The organism is Gluconobacter sp. GP1 (assembly GCF_032913585.1).
Classification (GTDB): Bacteria; Pseudomonadota; Alphaproteobacteria; order Acetobacterales; family Acetobacteraceae; genus Gluconobacter; species Gluconobacter cerinus.
Map to the genome: position 1 here is coordinate 65,818 of NZ_JASGXC010000007.1, position 19,965 is coordinate 85,782.

Annotated in this window: 17 protein-coding genes; 6 read left to right on the top strand and 11 right to left on the bottom strand. The window is 55.2% G+C overall.

Features of this window, described 5'->3' with window-relative positions:
* Positions 1–6 precede the first annotated feature (6 nt).
* Positions 7–1,074, bottom strand: coding sequence for a glycosyltransferase family 4 protein (locus R5H23_RS14205; protein ID WP_317215841.1), 1,068 nt, complete (start codon positions 1,072–1,074; stop codon positions 7–9).
* Positions 1,075–1,120: 46 nt separating this feature from the next.
* Here R5H23_RS14205 and R5H23_RS14210 point away from each other — a divergent pair, with 46 nt between their 5' ends.
* The 3 genes from R5H23_RS14210 to R5H23_RS14220 all read left to right on the top strand — a co-directional run bounded on the left by R5H23_RS14210 (position 1,121) and on the right by R5H23_RS14220 (position 5,132).
* Complete coding sequence (locus R5H23_RS14210; RefSeq protein WP_202206227.1) at positions 1,121–2,143, top strand: NAD(P)/FAD-dependent oxidoreductase; 1,023 nt, start codon at positions 1,121–1,123, stop codon at positions 2,141–2,143.
* A gap of 96 nt (positions 2,144–2,239) precedes the next feature.
* A complete protein-coding gene (locus tag R5H23_RS14215; protein WP_211510071.1) occupies positions 2,240–3,493 on the top strand; it encodes a D-amino acid dehydrogenase in 1,254 nt (417 codons plus the stop codon).
* 190 nt (positions 3,494–3,683) lie between these two features.
* On the top strand, positions 3,684–5,132 hold the full coding sequence (locus R5H23_RS14220) for a discoidin domain-containing protein (protein ID WP_317215842.1): 1,449 nt from the start codon (positions 3,684–3,686) through the stop codon (positions 5,130–5,132).
* A 59-nt stretch (positions 5,133–5,191) separates the two neighbouring features.
* On the opposite strand, the gene R5H23_RS14225 is transcribed toward R5H23_RS14220, so the two are convergent.
* Both R5H23_RS14225 and typA read right to left on the bottom strand, forming a co-directional pair.
* Positions 5,192–5,491, bottom strand: a complete 300-nt coding sequence (locus R5H23_RS14225; protein WP_046900907.1) for a hypothetical protein — start codon at positions 5,489–5,491, stop codon at positions 5,192–5,194.
* 276 nt (positions 5,492–5,767) lie between these two features.
* Positions 5,768–7,588 carry a translational GTPase TypA gene (typA, locus tag R5H23_RS14230; protein ID WP_086634249.1) on the bottom strand — a complete coding sequence of 607 codons (1,821 nt, stop codon included), beginning with the start codon at positions 7,586–7,588 and terminating at the stop codon, positions 5,768–5,770.
* Between the two features lie 171 nt (positions 7,589–7,759).
* Here typA and queF point away from each other — a divergent pair, with 171 nt between their 5' ends.
* Both queF and R5H23_RS14240 read left to right on the top strand, forming a co-directional pair.
* Positions 7,760–8,248 (top strand): preQ(1) synthase, encoded by a 489-nt coding sequence (gene queF / locus R5H23_RS14235; RefSeq protein WP_046900909.1) that lies wholly within the window; start codon positions 7,760–7,762, stop codon positions 8,246–8,248.
* A gap of 3 nt (positions 8,249–8,251) precedes the next feature.
* A complete protein-coding gene (locus tag R5H23_RS14240) occupies positions 8,252–9,064 on the top strand; it encodes an AAC(3) family N-acetyltransferase (RefSeq protein ID WP_317215844.1) in 813 nt (270 codons plus the stop codon).
* On the opposite strand, the gene R5H23_RS14245 is transcribed toward R5H23_RS14240, so the two are convergent.
* From R5H23_RS14245 to R5H23_RS14275, 7 genes are all read right to left on the bottom strand, one after another.
* Positions 9,059–10,615, bottom strand: coding sequence for a PepSY-associated TM helix domain-containing protein (locus tag R5H23_RS14245; protein ID WP_317215845.1), 1,557 nt, complete (start codon positions 10,613–10,615; stop codon positions 9,059–9,061). The two genes, R5H23_RS14240 and R5H23_RS14245, sit on opposite strands and share 6 nt — an antisense overlap.
* The gene (locus R5H23_RS14250) at positions 10,612–10,920 is read right to left on the bottom strand and encodes a hypothetical protein (protein ID WP_317215846.1); all 309 of its coding nucleotides are present in this window, start codon (positions 10,918–10,920) and stop codon (positions 10,612–10,614) included. The genes R5H23_RS14245 and R5H23_RS14250 overlap by 4 nt, the downstream gene beginning before the upstream one ends.
* Entirely contained in the window at positions 10,917–11,189 is a 273-nt protein-coding gene (locus R5H23_RS14255; RefSeq protein WP_317215847.1) for a hypothetical protein, read from the bottom strand. Before R5H23_RS14255 ends, R5H23_RS14250 begins: the two co-directional genes overlap by 4 nt.
* 7 nt (positions 11,190–11,196) lie before the next feature.
* The gene (locus R5H23_RS14260; protein WP_317215848.1) at positions 11,197–13,398 is read right to left on the bottom strand and encodes a TonB-dependent siderophore receptor; all 2,202 of its coding nucleotides are present in this window, start codon (positions 13,396–13,398) and stop codon (positions 11,197–11,199) included.
* Between the two features lie 156 nt (positions 13,399–13,554).
* Positions 13,555–14,028, bottom strand: coding sequence for a flavin reductase family protein (locus R5H23_RS14265; RefSeq protein WP_046900185.1), 474 nt, complete (start codon positions 14,026–14,028; stop codon positions 13,555–13,557).
* Positions 14,029–14,129: 101 nt separating this feature from the next.
* Positions 14,130–14,969 (bottom strand): aldo/keto reductase, encoded by an 840-nt coding sequence (locus R5H23_RS14270; RefSeq protein ID WP_408874359.1) that lies wholly within the window; start codon positions 14,967–14,969, stop codon positions 14,130–14,132.
* A gap of 59 nt (positions 14,970–15,028) precedes the next feature.
* Positions 15,029–18,652: a PAS domain-containing protein gene (locus R5H23_RS14275; protein WP_317215849.1), complete on the bottom strand. Its 3,624-nt coding sequence runs from the start codon at positions 18,650–18,652 to the stop codon at positions 15,029–15,031.
* A 177-nt stretch (positions 18,653–18,829) separates the two neighbouring features.
* Between R5H23_RS14275 and R5H23_RS14280 the strand changes: the two genes are divergently transcribed.
* Positions 18,830–19,624, top strand: coding sequence for an SDR family NAD(P)-dependent oxidoreductase (locus tag R5H23_RS14280; protein ID WP_264648728.1), 795 nt, complete (start codon positions 18,830–18,832; stop codon positions 19,622–19,624).
* Positions 19,625–19,697: 73 nt separating this feature from the next.
* Here the strand turns inward: R5H23_RS14280 and R5H23_RS14285 are convergent, their stop codons facing one another.
* A complete protein-coding gene (locus R5H23_RS14285; RefSeq protein ID WP_086634214.1) occupies positions 19,698–19,886 on the bottom strand; it encodes a YqaE/Pmp3 family membrane protein in 189 nt (62 codons plus the stop codon).
* Positions 19,887–19,965 lie beyond the last annotated feature (79 nt).

The following is a 19,965-nucleotide window of genomic DNA, read 5'->3' on the forward strand; positions in this document are numbered from 1 at the left end:
GAAAAGTCAGGACTGACCCAGGAGAGCCATCCATCGATCCATGATGGGGCCTTCCTGAAATTCCAGTGCTTTAAGGCGGGCCATGTCAGACATGGGCCGCCTTTTTTCATTCTGCTCCATCAGAGCCAGAAGAGCTTCAGCAAGTCCGATATAATCCTCTGGTGGCACGAGGATTCCTGTTTCCTCCGGCACAACCACTTCCGCCGGGCCGGTTTCGCAATCGAAAGCCACCACCGGCAATCCCGCAGAGGCAGCCTCCAGCAGAACCATCGGCAGCCCTTCGTAGCGCGATGAACACACGTAGAGCGCGGCCTGCCGGTAATCGTCGTCAAGATGAGGGGTCGCGGGTGCAATCGTCACCCGTTTGAGGCACGCCGCCTGTTGCAGAAGCATGAGCCGTTCCGGTCCGTCTCCACGAATAAGCAGAGACCAGCCTGCTCCGCGTTGATCGGCTTCTATAATCGCCCAGGCTTTCAGAAGGAGATCATAGCCTTTCTGAGCGGTCAGCCGACCTGCCGTCAGAACAAGACGAGAAGCCTGCGCATAAGCTGTCTGCCAGACCGGGGGGGCCATATTCGGAATAACTGACAGAGACGCTTTGAGGGATAGTCCTGCCTGCCAGAGCGCTTTGTCACGCGCCGTCAGGACCACCACATCATCAGCCCATCGTGCCGCAATCTGCCGCCCCCAGACCCGTTTGCGACGCCCCAGCGTAATGTTGAAATTGAAGTGCTCCCACACGATGCACCGACACCCGGCCAGACGGGCCGCAGCCACGCCATACAGAGCATGTGTGGCTTCCACGACAATTAGTGTGTCAATGCGGTGACGCTTCAGATAGCGCACCAATTTCCCAACAATGCGTGGCCAGGAACTGAAAATTTTTACCGGCTTTTCAAACAGGGATTTTACGGGAATTCTGTCATCCAGCGGAAAGACGGGCGGGCCGTTTCCCACCAGTTCCAGCAGATGAACCGTCACATCCCGCGGAACAAGCCCGTTCATCACCGCGCAGGCAGAGCGCTCGGTTCCACCTGTTGCATTAATATGTTGGATGACAAAGGCGCACCGCATGCGGGATGGTCTACCCCATTCAACTCAAAACGCCTAAGAAACAGATATGACGATTTCACCTCAAACCCTCTCCACCGACGTCGCGATTGTTGGCGCCGGTCCGACCGCCCTCTTTGCAGCTTTTGAATGCGGAATGCTCAAACTGAGCTGCGTCCTGATTGACGCGCTCGACAGCATTGGCGGTCAGTGCGCGGCGCTCTATCCGGAAAAGCCGATCTATGACATTCCGGCGCACCCTTCCATTGAGGGCGGCGCACTCATCGAAGCGCTGGATCAGCAGATTGCACCGTTCGACGTTCCCCGTCTGCTCGGCTCCCGCGTGGAAACCCTGACGGGCCACCGTGGAGACTTCACGCTCACCACAGCGCGTGGCGACACCGTGAAAGCCAAGGCTGTCATCATCGCGGCTGGAGCTGGCGCATTCGGTCCGAACCGTCCACCACTAGACGGACTGGAAGCGTACGAGCGCACGGGTGCAGTTCAGTACTACGTCAAGAAGCGCGCTGATTTCGCCGGCAAGAAAATTGTCGTTGCCGGTGGTGGCGATTCTGCTCTGGATTGGGCGCTGTCGCTTTCAGATGTTGCTGAGCACATTTATCTGCTGCATCGCCGAGACCGCTTCCGCGGTGCCCCGGAAACACTGTCCCGCATCGACGATCAGATCAAAGCAGGCCGCATTGAGAAAGTTGTCCCGTACCAGCTTCATGCGCTGCACGGTACGGACGGCCAGCTTTCTGCGGTGGAAGTCACCACTCTGGCTGGCGAATCCCGCCATCTGGATGCTGACACGCTCCTGCCGTTCTATGGCCTTTCCACGGATCTCGGCCCGATCGCGCTTTGGGGTCTGGACACGCATCGCAACACGGTTCCGGTCACCCCGGCGACCTTGGAAAGCAGCACACCGGGCATTTTCGCCATCGGTGATGTGGCAACCTATCCTGGTAAGCTTAAATTAATTCTTCAGGGATTTTCTGAAGGTGCGATGGCAGTTCATGCCATTCACGCCATAGTTCATCCGGATACAGCCCTGCACTTCGAATATTCCACCAGCAAGGGCGTTCCGGGCTGAAAAGCCGGGGTAGACAACCGTTTCCGCTGGTGCTGATCTGATCGGTACCAAATCGAAAATACGGTTTTCTACCAATCGGAAAGCAGCAGAACTGTCATGAAAATCATCGTCATGGGCGCCGGCGTCATCGGCGTGACAACCGCCTGGTATCTTGCTCAGGAAGGTCATGAAGTTGAGGTTATTGACCGGCAGCCTGGCGTAGGGCTTGAAACGTCCTTCGCCAACGCCGGTCAGGTCTCCCCTGGTTACTCGACACCATGGGCCATGCCGGGTCTGCCGTTCAAAGTCGCCAAATGGATGACCAGCAAACACAGTCCGCTGATCATCCGCCCGCGCTTCGACACGGCCATGTTCCGCTTCATGGGCGAGCTGCTCGCGAACTGTTCGGAAAAAGCATACGACATTAACAAGAGCCGTATGCTTCGGATTGCGGAGTATGCCCGCGATAAAATCGACGCCCTGCGCGACGAAACCGGCATCACGTATGACGGAGACCAAAAGGGTCTGATCCAGCTTTTCCGGACGGATGCCCAGGTCGAACACGCAGCCGAGGACATGCGTCTTCTGGCAGAAAGCGGCGTGGATCATCAGCTTCTGAACGTCGATGAAATCATTGCGCATGAACCAGGTCTGGCCCATGCCCGCCATCGCCTGCGCGGTGGCCTCCGCCTTCCAGGCGACCAGACGGGTGATGCGCATCTCTTCACACGTCGTCTCGCCGCCATGGCCGAGCAGAAGGGTGTGAAGTTCCGTCTTGGCACCACGATTGAAGCCATCGAAGCGGCTGACAAATCCATCGTGAGCATTCGTACCAGCGCTGGGCGCATGACAGCAGATGCGTATGTGCTGGCTCTTGGCAGCTACTCCCCGCGCCTGATGAAGCCGCTGGAGCTGCGTCTGCCGATCTATCCGGTCAAGGGATACTCCCTGACCATGCCAATCACAGACGAGAGCCGTGCGCCGGTATCCACGGTGAATGACGAAACGTACAAGGTTGCCATCACGCGCCTCGGGGATCGCATCCGCATTGGCGGCACGGCCGAACTGACTGGCTTCAGCTTACGCCTGAGCCCGGACCGTCGTGAAACGCTCGAACTGTCGTTCAACGAGATGTACGGCGGCGGCGACCTCTCCGCCGCCCGTTACTGGACCGGCCTGCGTCCCTGCACGCCAGATGGCACACCCATCGTCGGGCCAGCTCCGCGCTACGGCAATCTATGGCTTAACACCGGTCACGGCACGCTGGGCTGGACGATGGCAGCGGGCTCCGGCCAGATCGTTGCAGACCAGATCTCTGGCCGACAGACGGCCATCCCGTCACTGGATCTCTCTCTCGACCGTTATCTGTAAAAATATTCTCTGCCTGTTATTGCGATAAATAAACAGGCAGAGAATAAATTTCGATTAACTAGAGTGTATTTTGACCCATTTATTTCTTATTGCTAATATCCAAAGAGCACTCGAAAGCCCTTAGCTTGGATACAAACTTATCATGAATATTATTAAAATTCCCGGGAGATGCAATTTCGGAAATAAAATTATGCAGTACCTAGCTGCTTGCAAAATAAAAGATCAGATTTCACAATCCATAATTTCAGAAATTTCTATTCCAGAAATAAATATAGATTTTTCAAAAAAAAAATATTCATCCACAAAATATAAATACAAAATTGATGAAGAAAACTTTGATATTCTTCAAATTATAGATGCAAGCCACCGCCTAGGTGGTACCGAATTTATTATGGAGGGATTTTTTCAAAACATCGACTATTTTCCAAACAAAAACGAAAGCCGAAAATTATTAAATATCAAAGAAAATTTGGAAATTAATTTTACAGAAAAAGATCTTGTCATAAATATTCGCTGCGGAGATATTTCTTGTGGGGTCGAATGGTATCCTATGATACCTGTCTCTTTCTATAAAAACCTTATAGAGATCACTGGGCTTCGGCCTGTCTTTTTAGGACAACTTGATAATCCGGCCTATGTAAAATTACTTAAAGCCGAATTCCCTGATGCACGTTATATTCCATCAGCTGGGGTTATCGAGGACTTTGAAAAAATTCTTGGCGCACAAAATATCTGCATTGCAGTGAGCACCTATTCTTGGCTCGCAGCGTGGCTGTCTGAGGCCAAACAGATATTTTACCCTATGGCAGGTTTTTTACATCCAGCACTCCAGAACTGCTACTCTATACGAATAGCTCCTACGAAATTAGTGCCTTACAAAGATCCCAGATATCGATTTTTTATACTGCCCCTGTTCTATGGTGAGAATATTAATTCTTTTATTGAAACACATAAAAATCATCCCCTCGTTACAAAAGAGATCGACCGATCAACAGTAAGGTTGCTGCATGAAAATGGAAAAATAGCAAAAAAACAAAGCGTAGAAGTTAACTCTGTCGATAATCACTGGTACGTAAAGAGATATCTCGATGCTGCGTGGGAAATTAGTCAAGGATGGTATTCATCCCCTGCAGATCATTACAATAGAGTTGGAATAAAAAGAAATTTTCTTCCTTACAGACCTGACTTTGATGAGCCAAAAAATATCATCGATTTAACAGGGTGCAAAGCGGAGCAAAGTAGTATTTCAGATTGGTCCGGAGGAAAAACCATTATTGAAGATGCCACTAGAGTAATCAATGCTCACCCACATTGGTCCTACGCTAATCATACGTCTTCAGAAACAAACCCATGGTGGCGAATAGATTTTCCAAAAAATACTCTTATTACTGGAATGGTAATTTATAATAGAAAAGAAAATTCCACCACCAAACAGAGACTCACGCCATTTGTAATTTTATATTACAACGAAAATAATAATTTATTGAAAATGGAAAATTTCAAAATCGAAAATATTAACGACGGAGATTGTTTTTTAATAAATTTCCATAAAGAAATAATAGCAAAAAAAATAATTATTTCTCTTCCAGGAGAAAACAGAATACTCCATCTCAAGAGTGTCCGCTTCCTTGGAAAATAAAAAAATGGGTGAGGGGAAATGCTCCCTCACCCATTTTATATTTTTGAAATAAGTTTTCTTTAGTTGGACGGTGCTGCTTCATCCGTCGTGGAGGCAGCAGCTGCAGCCTTCTTGTGCTTCTTGTGGTGGTGCTTCTTGTGATGATGCTTCTTCGTGGTGCTCGTCTTGTCAGACGTTGCGGCATCCGTGGATGCTGCTTCCGGAGCGGCGGCAGGCGCAGCCGGTTCTGCTGGCGCGGCAGGAGCCGTCGGAGCAGGCGTTGCTTCGACCGGAGCAGACACTGGATCAGCGAAAGCCGGAGCAGCTGTCAGGGCCAGAGCAGAAACGGCGGCGATTAGGGAACGATTGAAAAGGCGCATCTGAGAACGAAGCTCCAGAGAACTGAAAAACGGACCACATTTCAGAAAATTCGAAGTGGCCATGCTTTGAAATTAGCACCAGTGCGCGTCTTCGTCGTGCATTAACTTTATGAAATTTCAGGGGGATAGAGGTTCCTCTTCGCAAAGACGCCTCAATTCCGCCAAAGTCCCGTCGAGGACTTCCTGATTTCTTGCCTCTCGACTCTCAGCCATAAAAAAAACGCGCACCGGAAACCCGGTGCGCGTTCTTCGAAATCTATTCCCTGAGGGGAAAGATCAGCTTTCGCGGCTCTTGGAAGCGCGCTTACGCTCGTTCGGATCCAGGTAACGCTTACGGATACGAATGGCGGACGGCGTCACTTCAACCAGCTCATCGTCTTCAATGTAGGCGATGGCCTGCTCAAGGCTCATACGGCGCGGCGGCGTCAGAAGCAGGGCTTCGTCCTTGCCGGACGCACGCATGTTGGTCAGCTTCTTTTCACGGACCGCATTGATGTCCAGATCGTTCTCGCGGGAGTGCTCACCCAGGATCATACCTGTGTAAATCTTCTCGCCAGCGTCCACGAACATCGTGCCACGATCCTGAAGGGCGAACAGAGCATACTGCGTTGTCTGGCCGTCTTCAGCGGAGATCAGCGAGCCGTTACGGCGTCCTTCGATCGTGCCGACATACGGCAGATAACCATGGAACAGACGGTTCATGAGGCCCGTACCGCGCGTGTCGGTCAGGAACTCACCGTGATAGCCGATCAGGCCACGGGACGGGATCAGGAACGTCAGACGAACCTTGCCACCGCCGGACGGACGCATGTCCTGCATCACACCCTTACGCAGGGACATTTTTTCGACGACAACACCGGAATATGGCTCATCAACGTCGACCAGAACTTCTTCGAACGGCTCTTCACGATCGCCGGTCTCTTCGTTTTCACGGAAGAGAACGCGCGGACGACCGATCGTCAGCTCAAAGCCTTCACGACGCATCTGCTCGATCAGAACGCCAAGCTGAAGTTCACCACGACCGGCAACTTCAAAAGCTTCGCTTTCCGGGCTTTCCGTAACCTTAATGGCCACGTTGCCTTCGGTTTCCTTGAAAAGACGGTCACGGATCTGACGGGACGTGACCTTCTTGCCTTCACGGCCACCCAGCGGACCATCGTTGATACGGAAGGTCATGGACAGGGTCGGCGGATCAACCGGGCGGGACGGCAGCGGCTCGCTGATGGACGGGTCAGCAATCGTATCCGGAATCGTTGCTTCGGACAGACCAGCAACGGCCACGATGTCACCAGCTTCGGCTTCATCAACCGGCACGCGGTCCAGACCACGGAAAGACAGCAGCTTGGTCAGACGGCCGGTTTCAACAACCGTTCCGTCCGGACGCAGCACGCGAACCGGCATGTTCACCTTCGCACGGCCCTGATCGATACGACCCGTCAGGATACGACCAAGGAAGTTGTCGCTCTCAAGGATGGTTGCAACCATGCCGAAAGGCGCATCCTTGTCGACGTTTGGCGTCGGGACGTGGCGCAGAACCAGATCGAACAGCGGGGACAGGTCCTTCTTCGGTCCGTCCAGCTCAAGATCAGCCCAGCCCTGACGGCCGGAAGCGTACAGCATCGGGAAGTCGAGCTGGTGCTCGTCAGCGCCCAGGGATGCGAACAGATCGAAGATTTCTTCGTGCACTTCGTCCGGACGCGCGTCGCTACGGTCGATCTTGTTCACGACCACGATCGGGCGGATGCCACGGGCCAGAGCCTTGCCCAGAACGAACTTCGTCTGCGGCAGAGCACCTTCAGCGGCGTCAACGAGGATGATCGCGCCATCCACCATGCTCAGGATACGCTCGACTTCGCCACCGAAGTCAGCATGGCCCGGCGTATCAATGATGTTGATACGCGAGTCTTTCCAGACAACGGACGTGCACTTGGCAAGAATGGTGATGCCACGCTCGCGTTCGAGGTCATTGCTGTCCATCGCGCGATCAGCAACGTGCTGGTTCTCGCGGAAAGAGCCGGACTGCTTGAGGAGCGCGTCAACCAGCGTGGTTTTGCCATGATCGACGTGCGCGATGATGGCGATGTTACGGATTTCCATTTGGTCTTCCAGACGGTGCATCGAAGATGAGAATTTGCGCCGTCTTCTGCACCGAATCCCGCGAATATGCAAACTCTGTCGCAGTCTTTTCGTAAAGGGGCCGGGTTGAGTGAGGCGCAAAGCTGGTCCACATCTTCGGAAAACACAGTCTTTCCGCGAGAAGAATCCACCATGTCCGACCATCATCCAACCGGGCCTTCCGCCCCGGGAACTGACGCCCTGAGCCAGCTTGGCCGTAACACGCCTGCCGCAAACAGCCCGGAAGAAGCCGTTCTGGAGCGTGTGCCCTCCCCTCATCAGGGTCGCAAATACGTCGTGCGCTTCACGGCACCGGAGTTCACATCTCTTTGCCCCGTGACAGGCCAGCCGGACTTCGCGCACATCGTCATCGATTACATCCCGAGCAAATGGATTGTGGAGAGCAAGTCTCTCAAGCTGTACCTGACCAGCTTCCGCAATCACGGCGCTTTCCACGAGGATTGTTCCGTTGCGATTGCCGAACGCCTTGTCGAACTGCTCGATCCGGAATGGCTGCGCATCGGAGCCTACTGGTACCCCCGCGGCGGCATTCCAATCGATGTCTTCTGGCAGACAGGTGAACCGCCAGCAGGCGTCTGGATTCCTTCACAGGACGTTCCCGGCTATCGGGGCCGTGGCTGAGACATGACTGAAGCGGCTGCCATTGCCCGTGCCCGCGGGCCTGTCACCCAGGCACGGCTGGCGGTTGATTTCAGACGGATTGGCCTTGAACCCGGCATGACGGTTCTGGTTCATACGGCCATGAGCCGTATTGGCTGGATCTGTGGCGGGGCCAGAAGTGTTATTGAGGCTCTTCTTCAGGTTGTGGGGCCGGAAGGCACGATTGTCATGCCTGCGCAGTCTTCGGACCTGAGCGATCCCGCCGGATGGTGTGATCCACCCGTTCCACAGACCTGGTGGGACACCATTCGGGCCAGCATGCCAGCGTTCGATCCCCGCACAACCTCCACGCGGGGCGTTGGCACCGTTGCCGAGACCTTCCGCACGTGGCCTGGAACGCTCCGAAGCCTGCATCCGCAGGTTTCCTTTACAGCCCGGGGGCCACGGGCTGCAGACATCCTCTCCAGCCAGCCTCTCGAAGACCCGTTTGGCGTTGTTTCCCCTCTCGCGGTTCTGAACCAGTGCGGCGCTTACGTGCTGATGATCGGCACAGGCTGGGAAACCTGTACGGCGCTTCATCTGGCGGAACGCCTCTCAGATCCGCACGGTCCCACGTTTGAAGACGGAACTGCTCTGCCGGTGGATGAAGAACGTCGTTGGGTCCGGTTCCGCATGCCGCAAACGAATGTGGAGCGCTTTCCGGCCATCGGGGCAAAGCTAGATGGGCAGGCCATGCTGCAACATGGCCATGTCGGGGCGGCCCCCTCGCGGCTGTTTCCAGTTGCGCAGGCGGTTGATACGGCCGTGGAAATGTGGAGCTTACCGTCCCCCTTATGATGTAACCGGGATGCGTATTTCAGTCCGCCTGTGCGGGCTCTTTCTGAGGGCCAGCACAATGAGAACCACTCCATAAACAAGCGCCACACCATCCACACTCGCAGCCAAGGACGTAACCTCTCCCGACGTCAGAGATCGTGTCATGTCTGTCAGGGGAATCAGCAGGGTCAGCACGCCAGCAACAGTTAGAAGGGGACGAAGACTTTTCGTTCCGCCCCAACACGCAGCGACAGTGAGGCAGATGAAAAAGACCGCGTAAAACAGGGCCTCAGCTGCCTGGTAGTGGCCTCCTTCTGGCAAGAAAGGCGCGGCAGCAAGAACTGCGGATACACCGCTGACGCAGCCAATCATGCAGCCTGTTGTCAGAGCCGAGAGGCAGCGCGTTCCAAAGCTGTCTTCCATCAAACCCGCCGAGCGGTCACGGCGCCTGCGCGATGAGATCCAGAGCTGATTGCCTGAGTAAAACAGGAAAGCTCCACCAAACCCCAAAACAGCATAGCCCCACCGGATCAGCCACCCTCCGTAAGTCCCGAAATGCAGAGCGTAGATCAACGTGAGGGCCTGGAATGCCGGCTTCTGATGGTTGGGCAGAAAATCAGTTGAGATCAGGCGCCCTGTGTAAGGATTGACCTCGCCATACCCACCATCCGGTCGCCGGCTGATCTGCGCCGCATCCTGTACCGTCACGTGCAAAGACAGCTTCCCGCCCCGGCTGGAATAGGCCAGCGTGTCCGGCTCAAGCCCCGGAACCTGCTTTCGGAAGGCATCGACAATCGCCAGTGGCTCAAGAAGTGCCTGAGGCCGGTCACCCTGGTGCGAGTGATTTTTCTGAGGCGGATGTGCGGACACTGCTGGCAGAAACAGGGTTTTCTCCAACGCCATGATGGGCTGATGAAATGCAAACCCAGCAGCCGTTGCAGCCATCACGATGTGAAACGGCAGCGAGCAAACACCCAGCAATGTATGAAAATCGAGCCACATGCGGCGCAGATTTTCGGTCAGTCTGACGGCAAAGAGATTACGGACCAGAGAGGGCAGCAGAACAATCGTGCCCGACACGAGAGCCACAGCATACAAAAGCGCCACAATCCCCATAATGAGGCGCCCATATTCCCGGTTCAAGGGAAGGCCTATTCTTTGATGCAGGATGTTGAGGAAATACCCGACCTGCGAGGGTGTTCTCGTCTGGGTAACGAGTGTGCCATCTGCGGCCAGACCTGCATAAACTGTCCGTGCAGGCCCATGGTCCCTGTCTGATGAGACAACCCACATGAGGCTCGATGGACTGGTCTCATCCGGATGCAAAACCACAGTATGGTTGGCAATCATGGACGGATCTACCGTCTCGGCCTTCTGCACCAGTTCGGACAGGCGATCAGCCGGAACCGGGGCTGGCAACGTAGCTGTGCGAGAGGCCCAGTTCCCCAGCGGCAATTCAAACATCGTCATGCCGCCTGCGTAAAAGGCGATGAACAGGAACAGCCCTGCCATAATGCCCACCCAGCTATGAACATTCCGGTAAAGCCGAACGACATCTCCGCGAATCTTCATGCCATGACACCATGCAGCAGGAAAAACAGGACCCACACCACGGCATTGACCACAACCAGCGTCAGCCATGCCTGACGGGGTGAGCGGAACAGGAAAGAAAATGCCACCACGAGCCCCCAGACAGGCCCGGGAAACCATCGCAAAATCTGGGATGCTGCGGTTTTAAGCTGGGCATCGGCGTGAAACAGCAGCCCCAGGATGCCCATCAGACCGATCGCGAGCGCCGCGCCGAGTATCAGTCCAGCCAACACCTTCCCGATCCATCCTGTGCCATCCAATGGCTTGGGCTGCGTCGTACCACTCACAATGTGCGCCCCTGAGGCCTAAAAATCGCCAATGTCAGAGGCAGCAGAATACACGCCAGCATCAGCACGGTTCCGACGATCAGCAGTGCGGTCAGAAAATGCATTCTCAGGCTCATCACCGCCACAGCAGCCAACAGGCTGAGCAGCCCCGGCAATAAGCCCTCACGCGGCGAAAGAGAGCGGCGCAGCAGACACTGAGACGGTACAGACAGGTAAAACAGTCCAGCCGCGAGACTTGTCAGGACTACAGAAAGGAGTTCGAACACCACCGGTCGCTCACCAACGATAAGACAGAGTGACGAAGACTGCCCGCCCCGGCGCCCACGCACAAGCAACCGAGCGCGTACATGCGGCGACGTAGTGGCGGTTTGCAATATTGGTGCCGTTGAACTGAATTCCGAAGCGCTGATAATCGATGTGCGCCTGCAAATCCCAGACAAGCTGGCTTGGAACCGTAAAGGTCGCAGGAAGTGCGCCTGCCGTGTTGCCCGTATAGCGCACACCAGCGCCCAAACCCGTCACCCAGTTTCGGGCCAGATGGAAATCACGCTTCAGGAACAGGGATGCCATATGAGATGGGATGGCCACTGGACGCTGGTTTTTCTGGGCCGCGACGGTCGTCTTCGTGATGCGAGGGTCCTGATAGGTGAAAGACGCCAGCATATCGATCTTGTAAGGAAGTCGACCCACGCCTTCCGCCTCGAACCCCCGTGTTCTCTGTTCGCCCGTCTGAATGTCATAGGTCGAATCAGCTGGGTCAGTCGTCAGAACATTGCTTTCGACCAGATTGAAGAAGTCAGCCGTTAACATGAAATCTTCGCCCCAGGGCGTGCCATGTGGTGGCTTGTATTTCAGGCCAGCTTCGATCTGCCGTCCGCGTGTCGGCAGAAAAGGCGTGTTCTCACGTGTCGTTCCAACCTGCGGCTGAAAAGACGTTGCATAAGACACATACGGCGCCAGACCGATGGCGGATTTGTAAAGCAACCCAACACGCCCGGTGAAGGCATTGTTCTGCTGAGGGGTCTGCTCCCCGGTCCGATTATTGACCGTCAGGCTTTGCGTGAAATCCTCACGGCCAGAAAGCGTCAGGTAAAAGCGATGCCAGTCTGCCTGTTCCTGCGCGTAAAGGCCTGTCTGTGTTTCTGTCTCGTTTGTATTGGTGGTCGTACCGTAGGTCGGCCAGGAAATCGGATTGTAAACGGGATTGTACAGATCAAGAGAGGGCGCTGTCTTTTGCCCACGACGGAACGCCATGAAGTCACTGCGAAAATCCACACCGACCAGTAACTCATGGTGAACAGGCCCCGTCCTGAGCTTCAGGTTTGAGCGCGTATCCAGCGTGACATTGTTATAGTTTGAGGATTGCAGCAGAGCCTGACGCGTCAGAGTTCTCTGGTCAGCAGACAGGGCAACAGCCGTCACATATCGGTATGACGCATCAATATGCGCGTAACGCATGTTCTGACTGATGGTCCAGTTGGGCGTCAGATGACGTGTGAAGCTGTAGCCAATGGAAACCTGGCGCTTTGAGTAAACATCATAGTCTGCATCGCTGTTCAGGAAATTGCGCGCAATATAGCCGTATGGGCTCGCATAAAGCGTTCCGTTTGCGGGAAGAAACTGGGACGTAGACCCGCCATCGACCTGCTCATAACTGGCAAGGATCGTAAAATCCGTCTTGCTGTCCGGCCGCCAGCTGACGGAAGGCGCGACGTAAATCTCATTGTTCTTGATGTTCTTGGCATACGTGTCGGATTTTCGGATCAATCCGTTGAAGCGCCACAGGAGTGTCTTGGAGGCGTTCAACGCTCCACCCACATCTGCTGCGCCCTGAACACGACTGTAAGACCCGGTCTGGAATGTCACCTGATTCTGCTGATTCAACCGCGGGCGTTTGCTGACAGCATTGATAATGCCGCCAAGCTGTCCCGACCCATACAGCGCGGACGAGGCACCACGCAGCACGTCCATCTCCTCAAGGCCCCACGGCTCAATGCTGTAAGAAAAAGACGTCGTCGCGTCCGGCGTCCGTGTGCCATCAAGGTAAATATCAGGCGAAAATCCACGGATCGTTCCGAAATAGCCGCGTGGGTCATCCTTGGAGCCATAATCGGACACACCAGCCGCATAGCGAACTGCTTCGGAAATACTCCGGGCGTTCAGCATCGTCATGCGGGCCTGCGTAATGACGGTCAGGTTCTGGGGCACGTCTTCAAGTGGCGTGGATGTCTTGGTCGCAGCATTTCCGCCAGCCGCTAGCAATCCGACATGACTGCCCTTCACTTCTAGACGTTCTTCCCGTGACAGTTCGGGGGAATGACCCGCATGTCTGGAATGCTCAGCAGCTTTTTCGCGTCCAGAAGGTGGGTGCTGATAATGCCTCGGACGTTCTTTCTCCGGCTCCTGCGCAAGCACCAGACCCGAAGGCAGCCCCAGCAACATCGTTGCACAGGGAATAAGACACGACCGTACCCGCATCACAAAATCTCCGAAAAGCGAGCGCGGAGATAACACTAATGATAATTATTCTCAACAACGAAAAATGAGGAATTTCGAAAAAAGCTTCGAAATTTCCATCACTTTTTCAGATCATGACCTACAGGTCATATCCCTGTAACCAAAGCAGGCGAATGGTTACGCTTCAATTCCCAACTGACCCTGGAAGTACAGTAATGGGGCTTCATCACGAACGGTGATGGACGTGGGCTTCGCCATAAACAACGCATGCGTGCCACCTTGGAACGTCTCGACGAGTTCGCAATGCATCTGCACCAGCGCGCCATCGATGAAGGCTGTGCCATCTTCAGCTCGCACTACAACGTCTGACCCGAATTTGTCCGCCGTTCGGCTGGCAAACAGCATAGCCACATCCTTGTGGCTGTTGTTCAGGATGCTCAGACCAAAACGCCCGGCTTCAGCAATCGCTTTATAAGTCGAGCTGCCGCGATGCAGGCAGATCAGAAGCAGGAGCGGATCAAGAGAAACCGATGTCAGGGCGCTGATGGTTGCGCCCTGTTCGCCTTCGCTTCCCTTGGCGGTCACAACTGCGACACCCGTTGCGAAATGGGACATCGCCCGGCGAAAGTCCTGCTCATTCAGTGTCGTCATGACAACTCTCCTGCCATCGTCGGAATTTTTGGTTCCGGCACCATTACAGGAGAACTCTGACCGTCACCAGAAGCCAGGGAACCGCTGGACGCTCTCTTTTTTCAGAAACGGGCAGTCATCGGATGCGCGCCCATACGGCCATCTTCGCGATCAAGTTTTTCAATCGCTGCCATGTCACTCTCCGTGAGGGTGAAGTCGAAGACGTCCAGATTTTCAGCCAGTCTCTTTGGGTTCGCTGATTTCGGGATCACGATCAGACCGTTCTGAAGATGCCAGCGGATAATGACCTGAGCGGGTGTCCGACCAACACTCCGGGCAACCTCCCCAATCGTCGCGTTATCCAGCACCTGCCCTTTCCCGAGCGGGCGCCATGATTCCGTGCGGATATTGTGCTGTTCGTTAAAGGCACGGAGCGCCTTCTGCTGGAAAAATGGATGAAGCTCAATCTGGTTGACCGCCGGAACGACGCCAGTTGCATCCATAATACGCGAGAGATGGTCCGGCTCGAAGTTGGACACTCCAATGGACTTCACGCGCCCCTCCTTTTGCAAGGTCACGAGTGCCTTCCATGTTTCCACATACTGCCCCTGCTCCGGCATCGGCCAGTGAATGAGATACATATCCAGAACCGGACGGCGCAGCAGCCGGCAGCTCTCCTCATAGGCACGCAGCGTACTGTCGTAGCCCTGCTCGTCATTCCAGACCTTCGTCGTCACGAATACCTCAGGATAATCCGCCAGAGCTTCACCAACGCCATCTTCGTTCCGATAAAGACGCGCTGTATCGACAGAATGATATCCGAGCTTCACAGCCTCCCGCACAACCGTTGCTGTTTCTTCAGGGGGCGTCTTCCAGACGCCCAGCCCGAGCTGCGGAATGACCCGGCCATCGTTCAGTGTAATTCTTGTCTGGTTATCCAGATATGGCACCTCATCGTTCATCAGAAATTCCTTTTCAAATCTTGTTCTTACATATCAAACGCCTGATCGGCGGGCTGAGTTCAGGCTGGCACCACCAGCTGTGAAAGCTTGCGGGCCAGAGCTTCTGTGCTGAACGGTTTCACAAGCAGAGCACAGCCTGGTTCAAGCAGCCCTTCATCCAGAATATTCTGCTCCGCATAGCCGGTAATGAACAGAATTTTCAGATCGGGAAATCTGTCTCTCATGCGCGCAGCGAGTTGCCGCCCGTTCATGCCCCCTGGCATACCAATATCCGTAATCATCACGCTTGGCTGAACGCCGTTCGAAAAACGATCTGACAATTCCAGAGCTGAAATACCGTCCTCTGCTGTCAGAACTTTTGCACCCAGATCGCCGACAACGTCACTGACAATGAGGCGCACGGCTTCCTCGTCATCCACAATCAGCACCAGCTTTCCAGCCAACCGTACTGACGCCGTTTTTGTCAGGATATCACCGTCCGGAACATCTGCCGGTAACACAGTGGCAGGCCCGCTGTAGCGGGGGAGCCAGAGGCTGACAGACGTTCCGTCTCCCGGCCGGGACCTGATCTGGGCTTGCCCACCAGACTGACGGGCAAAACCGTAAATCATGCTCAACCCCAGGCCCGTCCCTTTCCCTAGAGGCTTGGTCGTAAAAAACGGATCAAACGCCCGTTGCAGGGTTTCTTCCGCCATCCCACAGCCGTTGTCCTCAACCTTCAAAAGCACGTAGTCACCAACAGGCACCCCAGCTTCGTGGCTGGCCACAGATCCTAAAGATGTATTAGCGCTCACGATCCGTATGGTCCCGCCGCTCTCTCGCATCGCATCACGTGCATTGATACAGAGATTAAGCACGGCGTTCTCAAGCTGGTTGGCATCGACCCGTGTCGTCCAGATTCCTGGCTGCAGATCAAACTGAATAGACACCAGTGGGCCAACGCTTCCGCGAAGAAGGGTCTCCAGACCGCTGACCAGACCATTCACATCTGTCGGCACGGGGTCCAAAGGCTGCCGACGCGAAAAGGCTAACAGACGGTGCGTCAGTGAGGCCGCACGTCGCACCGCGTCCTGCGACGCCGTGATATAGCGATCAAGACCAATGGTGCGGCCTTGCGTCAGTCGGGTCTCAAGCAGCTCAAGACTTCCACCTATTCCCGCAAGCAGATTGTTGAAGTCATGTGCGAGACCACCCGTTAGCTGGCCAACGGCTTCCATTTTCTGGGACTGGCGCAACTGCTCTTCCAGATCATTGCGCTCGGTGACATCACGGCCAACACCGTAAATGGTGTCACCTTCATTATTAAAGTTCCAGTTATAGAGCCGCCATGTACCGTTCCGGTGCTTCATCCGCACGTCCAGCGCGACGTCGGACCACGGCGTGCTGTGTCGAACCCGATCAAAAGCTTCACAAACGGCGCCCTGATCATCCGGGTGACACAGGGCTTCAATCCTCAGCCCGATCAAACCTTCCTGTGTGTAGCCCAGCGCCCGCAACCAGGAGGGACTGACAGCCATGTAGTGACCACTTCGGCTGATGATAACGAACAGGTCTTTGGCGATGGTCCAGAGGCGGTCACGTTCCCGCGTTCGCTGGCGGATTCGCTCCTCCAGCATGACGTTCATTTCACGCAATTCCTGCTGGGTCTTGGCCTGGCGCATGGCAGCATGGGTGCGATCCGCCACAGCGCGGGTGAAGACAATTTCTTCTTCCGTCCAGACATGCGGAACAGTGGAATACACGCACATCACACCCACGAGCCTGCCAAACTTGAACAGGGGCACATTCAAAAGCGCGCGAATGTTGAGGGTTTCAAAGCGTTCGACACGCTTAAGCGTCAAAGTATCCAGACGCACATCTGAAATTGCGACAGTACGCCCGCGAGCCAACAGAGGGCCATAATCGCCATAGTCGCGGAAGGCATGGAACCCGCGGATAGACGCCTGACGTTGAACATGACTGCCTGACCCCAGCGTCACTGTCCGCATTGCACCAATCAGCAGACCCGTTCCCGCCTCATCGACGGTTCCGTAGGCGGCGCAGCTTACGGAAAGTTCGCGACACAGGATCTGCGCTGCGACGCCTTCCATCTCATCAGCGTTTTCCAGTGCCCTCAGGCGATCTCCAAGCTCCACCAGGGCTGCCTGACGGAGGGCCTGTCTTTTGCTGTGATCAATATCCAGCACGATGCCGGGAAAACGGAGCGGTCGCCCGTCTTCAGTCAGATCGCAACGCCCATTCCCTTCAAACCATCGCGGGCCGGCTGGTGTGTGGACACGGAATTCGAAATCGCATCGCCCCCCTGTGTGGAGGGCGTTTGTGATGGCGGCCGCAACGCGCCCCTGATCTTCCTGCTCGATAGCAGCATAGAACGCCGTAACAGGAACGCCCTGCTCCAGCGCTTTTGCATCAAGTCCCAGCGTTTCAGCCAGACGGGTATCCCCGATCACGAGAGAAGAATTGTCATCCCACATCCATGTTCCGGCAATGGCGCCTGCATCCAGTGCAAGCTGGAGCCGAAGACTGGATTGATTGACTTCCGTCAGATCACGCCCCGTCGCCAGAAGCCTCTGGACGTCTCCGTCTTCTCCGAAAATCGGCGTAACGGCCACATCCCAGAAGCGGCGGTTTCCCCGCATGGTATTGGCATACCCCTGAAAGCGTCCCGCCTCTCCACCCAGTGCCGTTTTGACGGCCTGAGTCGCCATGATGCGGGCCTGCCCCCGCCACAGATCAACCCAGGGAACACCATGCAGGATAATCGGGCTGTCGAGTTCCATTGCCTCGATGCCACCTGCATTGATGAACCGGATGCACCCATCCATGTCCAGAATATGAATGCAATCTGGCGAACTGGAGAGAAGAAGGTGGGTAAAGGCTTCGCTGGATCTGAGTGCTTCAGCCACGGCCGAGGCGTTTGAAACATCCATGACCACGCCGACAGAGCACAGATCATCGTGACCCGGCCGATCATCATCCCGCCAGCCACGAATAAGCAGATGCCGCACCATTGTCGGACCCTGCGCATGTGAGACCACGATGCGGAAACGGAATTCGAAAGTGCCCTCTTCCCGCAGTTCGTCTTCTGCAACACTTTCATATGCGGCGCGGTCATCTGGGTGGAGGCAGGCATATGCATCTTCCAGCGAAAGCCCCTGCATCAGCAGTTCGGGAGGAAGCCCCCAGATCTGGGCAAAGCGCTCATCTCCAAACAGAAGCCGACGCGTCAGATTACAGCGGAAAAAACCCATCTCCGCGGCTTCGGCCATTCTTCTGATACGCCGATCCAGCCGATGAAGCTGACTGGCCACTCCGGAGCCGTCTGCCACGGGAAATGACCTGGCAATATGGCGCGCGCAAAGAGCCTGCACATTCTCCAGACCTGGCGTTTTCTGCCTGACACACAGCCAGACTTCAGGAGAGCTTTCATAAACGGGAAGACGGCAAACTGTCTCAGGATTTTGACCTTCAAGCTCGGCAAGAAAGTGACTGTCTCCACCAGAGACAATAACCCACTCCCGATCATGGTCACGGAGAACCAGAGCAGCAGCTCCACCGCCCAGACTGACCGCCAAAGCCAGAAGATGCTCCGAGAAGTCTTCAAGGGCTGTTCTGATCTGATGCACGATCGAAGGAGGAAGAGCGTTGCCGCTGGCTTGCGCTACTTCTGAACCGGCCGTCATGCTGTCTCTCCCGGTCACGCCGCTTTTCCCGGATGGACGAGGGCCGACCTCACACTAACAGATCTTCACAGGAGCGCAGCCTCCCGCCAGAGTTCTTTTCCATAAAACCTTTGCGACCATCAAGAGCGTGCCGCGTTTCCTTCGCCATGTGCCATCCGATGAAGAAGGAAACCCGCCATGCTTGGAATTGATCTGAGTGGTCGTACAGCCCTTGTCACAGGGTCCACTGGCGGGATCGGGCTCGCCATAGCGCGGCGCTTGGCAGAAGCTGGCGCAACCGTCATCATCAACGGCCGCAAACAGGAAAGCGTAGACAAAGCGCTGGACGTTCTGCGGGAACGTATTCCTGGTGGCACTTTCCGCAGTGTGGTGGCGGATGTTGGCACTGCCGAAGGGTGTGACACGCTTGTGAACACTGAAGGCGCAGTTGATATTCTGATCAACAATGCCGGAATTTTCGGCCCCAATGACTTCTTCAAGACTACGGATGAAAGCTGGCAGAAGCTGTTCGAGGTCAACCTCTTTTCCGGTGTCAGGCTGGCCCGCGCCTACATGCCAGGCATGAAAGAGCGTAACTGGGGCCGTGTTCTTTTCATTGCATCGGAATCTGCGATCAACATTCCGGTGGAAATGATCGATTACGGTGTCAGCAAGACGGCCATGCTGGGTCTTGCCCGCGGTCTGGCCAAGGATATGGCGGGAACGAATGTCACGGTAAATTCCATCTTGCCAGGCCCAACCCTTTCCGAGGGTGTAGAAGACATGCTCAAGGCCCAGAACCCTGACAGCACTCAGCCTGTGGAAGAGCTTGCGGCGGATTTCGTCCGGAAGCACCGCCCGAGCAATATCCTTCAGCGCATGGCAACAGTCGACGAGGTCGCGAATATCGTTGTTTACGCCGCATCGCCCCTCGCCTCCGCCACGACAGGCGCAGCTTTGCGGGTTGATGGTGGAACCGTCGATACGATCTAAAGACCCGAATTGAAAATATAAAAAAGCCCCGGCGCCTTTCGACGCCGGGGCTTTTTTATGGGGCGTTACAGGCTCAGCCGCGACGTGCAGCGGCCAGCTTCTGATCTGTGCGATACTGGCTCAACGCATACACGGACCAGATTGCAGCCGGAATCCAGCCAATAACAGTCACCTGAAGGAACAGGCAGATAATACCTGCAAACGGGCGACCAATGGTGAAGAACTGAAGCCACGGCAGAAGCAGGGCAAGAATGAGACGCATAAAATAGTCCTTTCCTAAAACAGGGTCCGTCATTCTTCGTCAGGTCTGACATGGATGCAATGTTTCATCCGCCATGTCC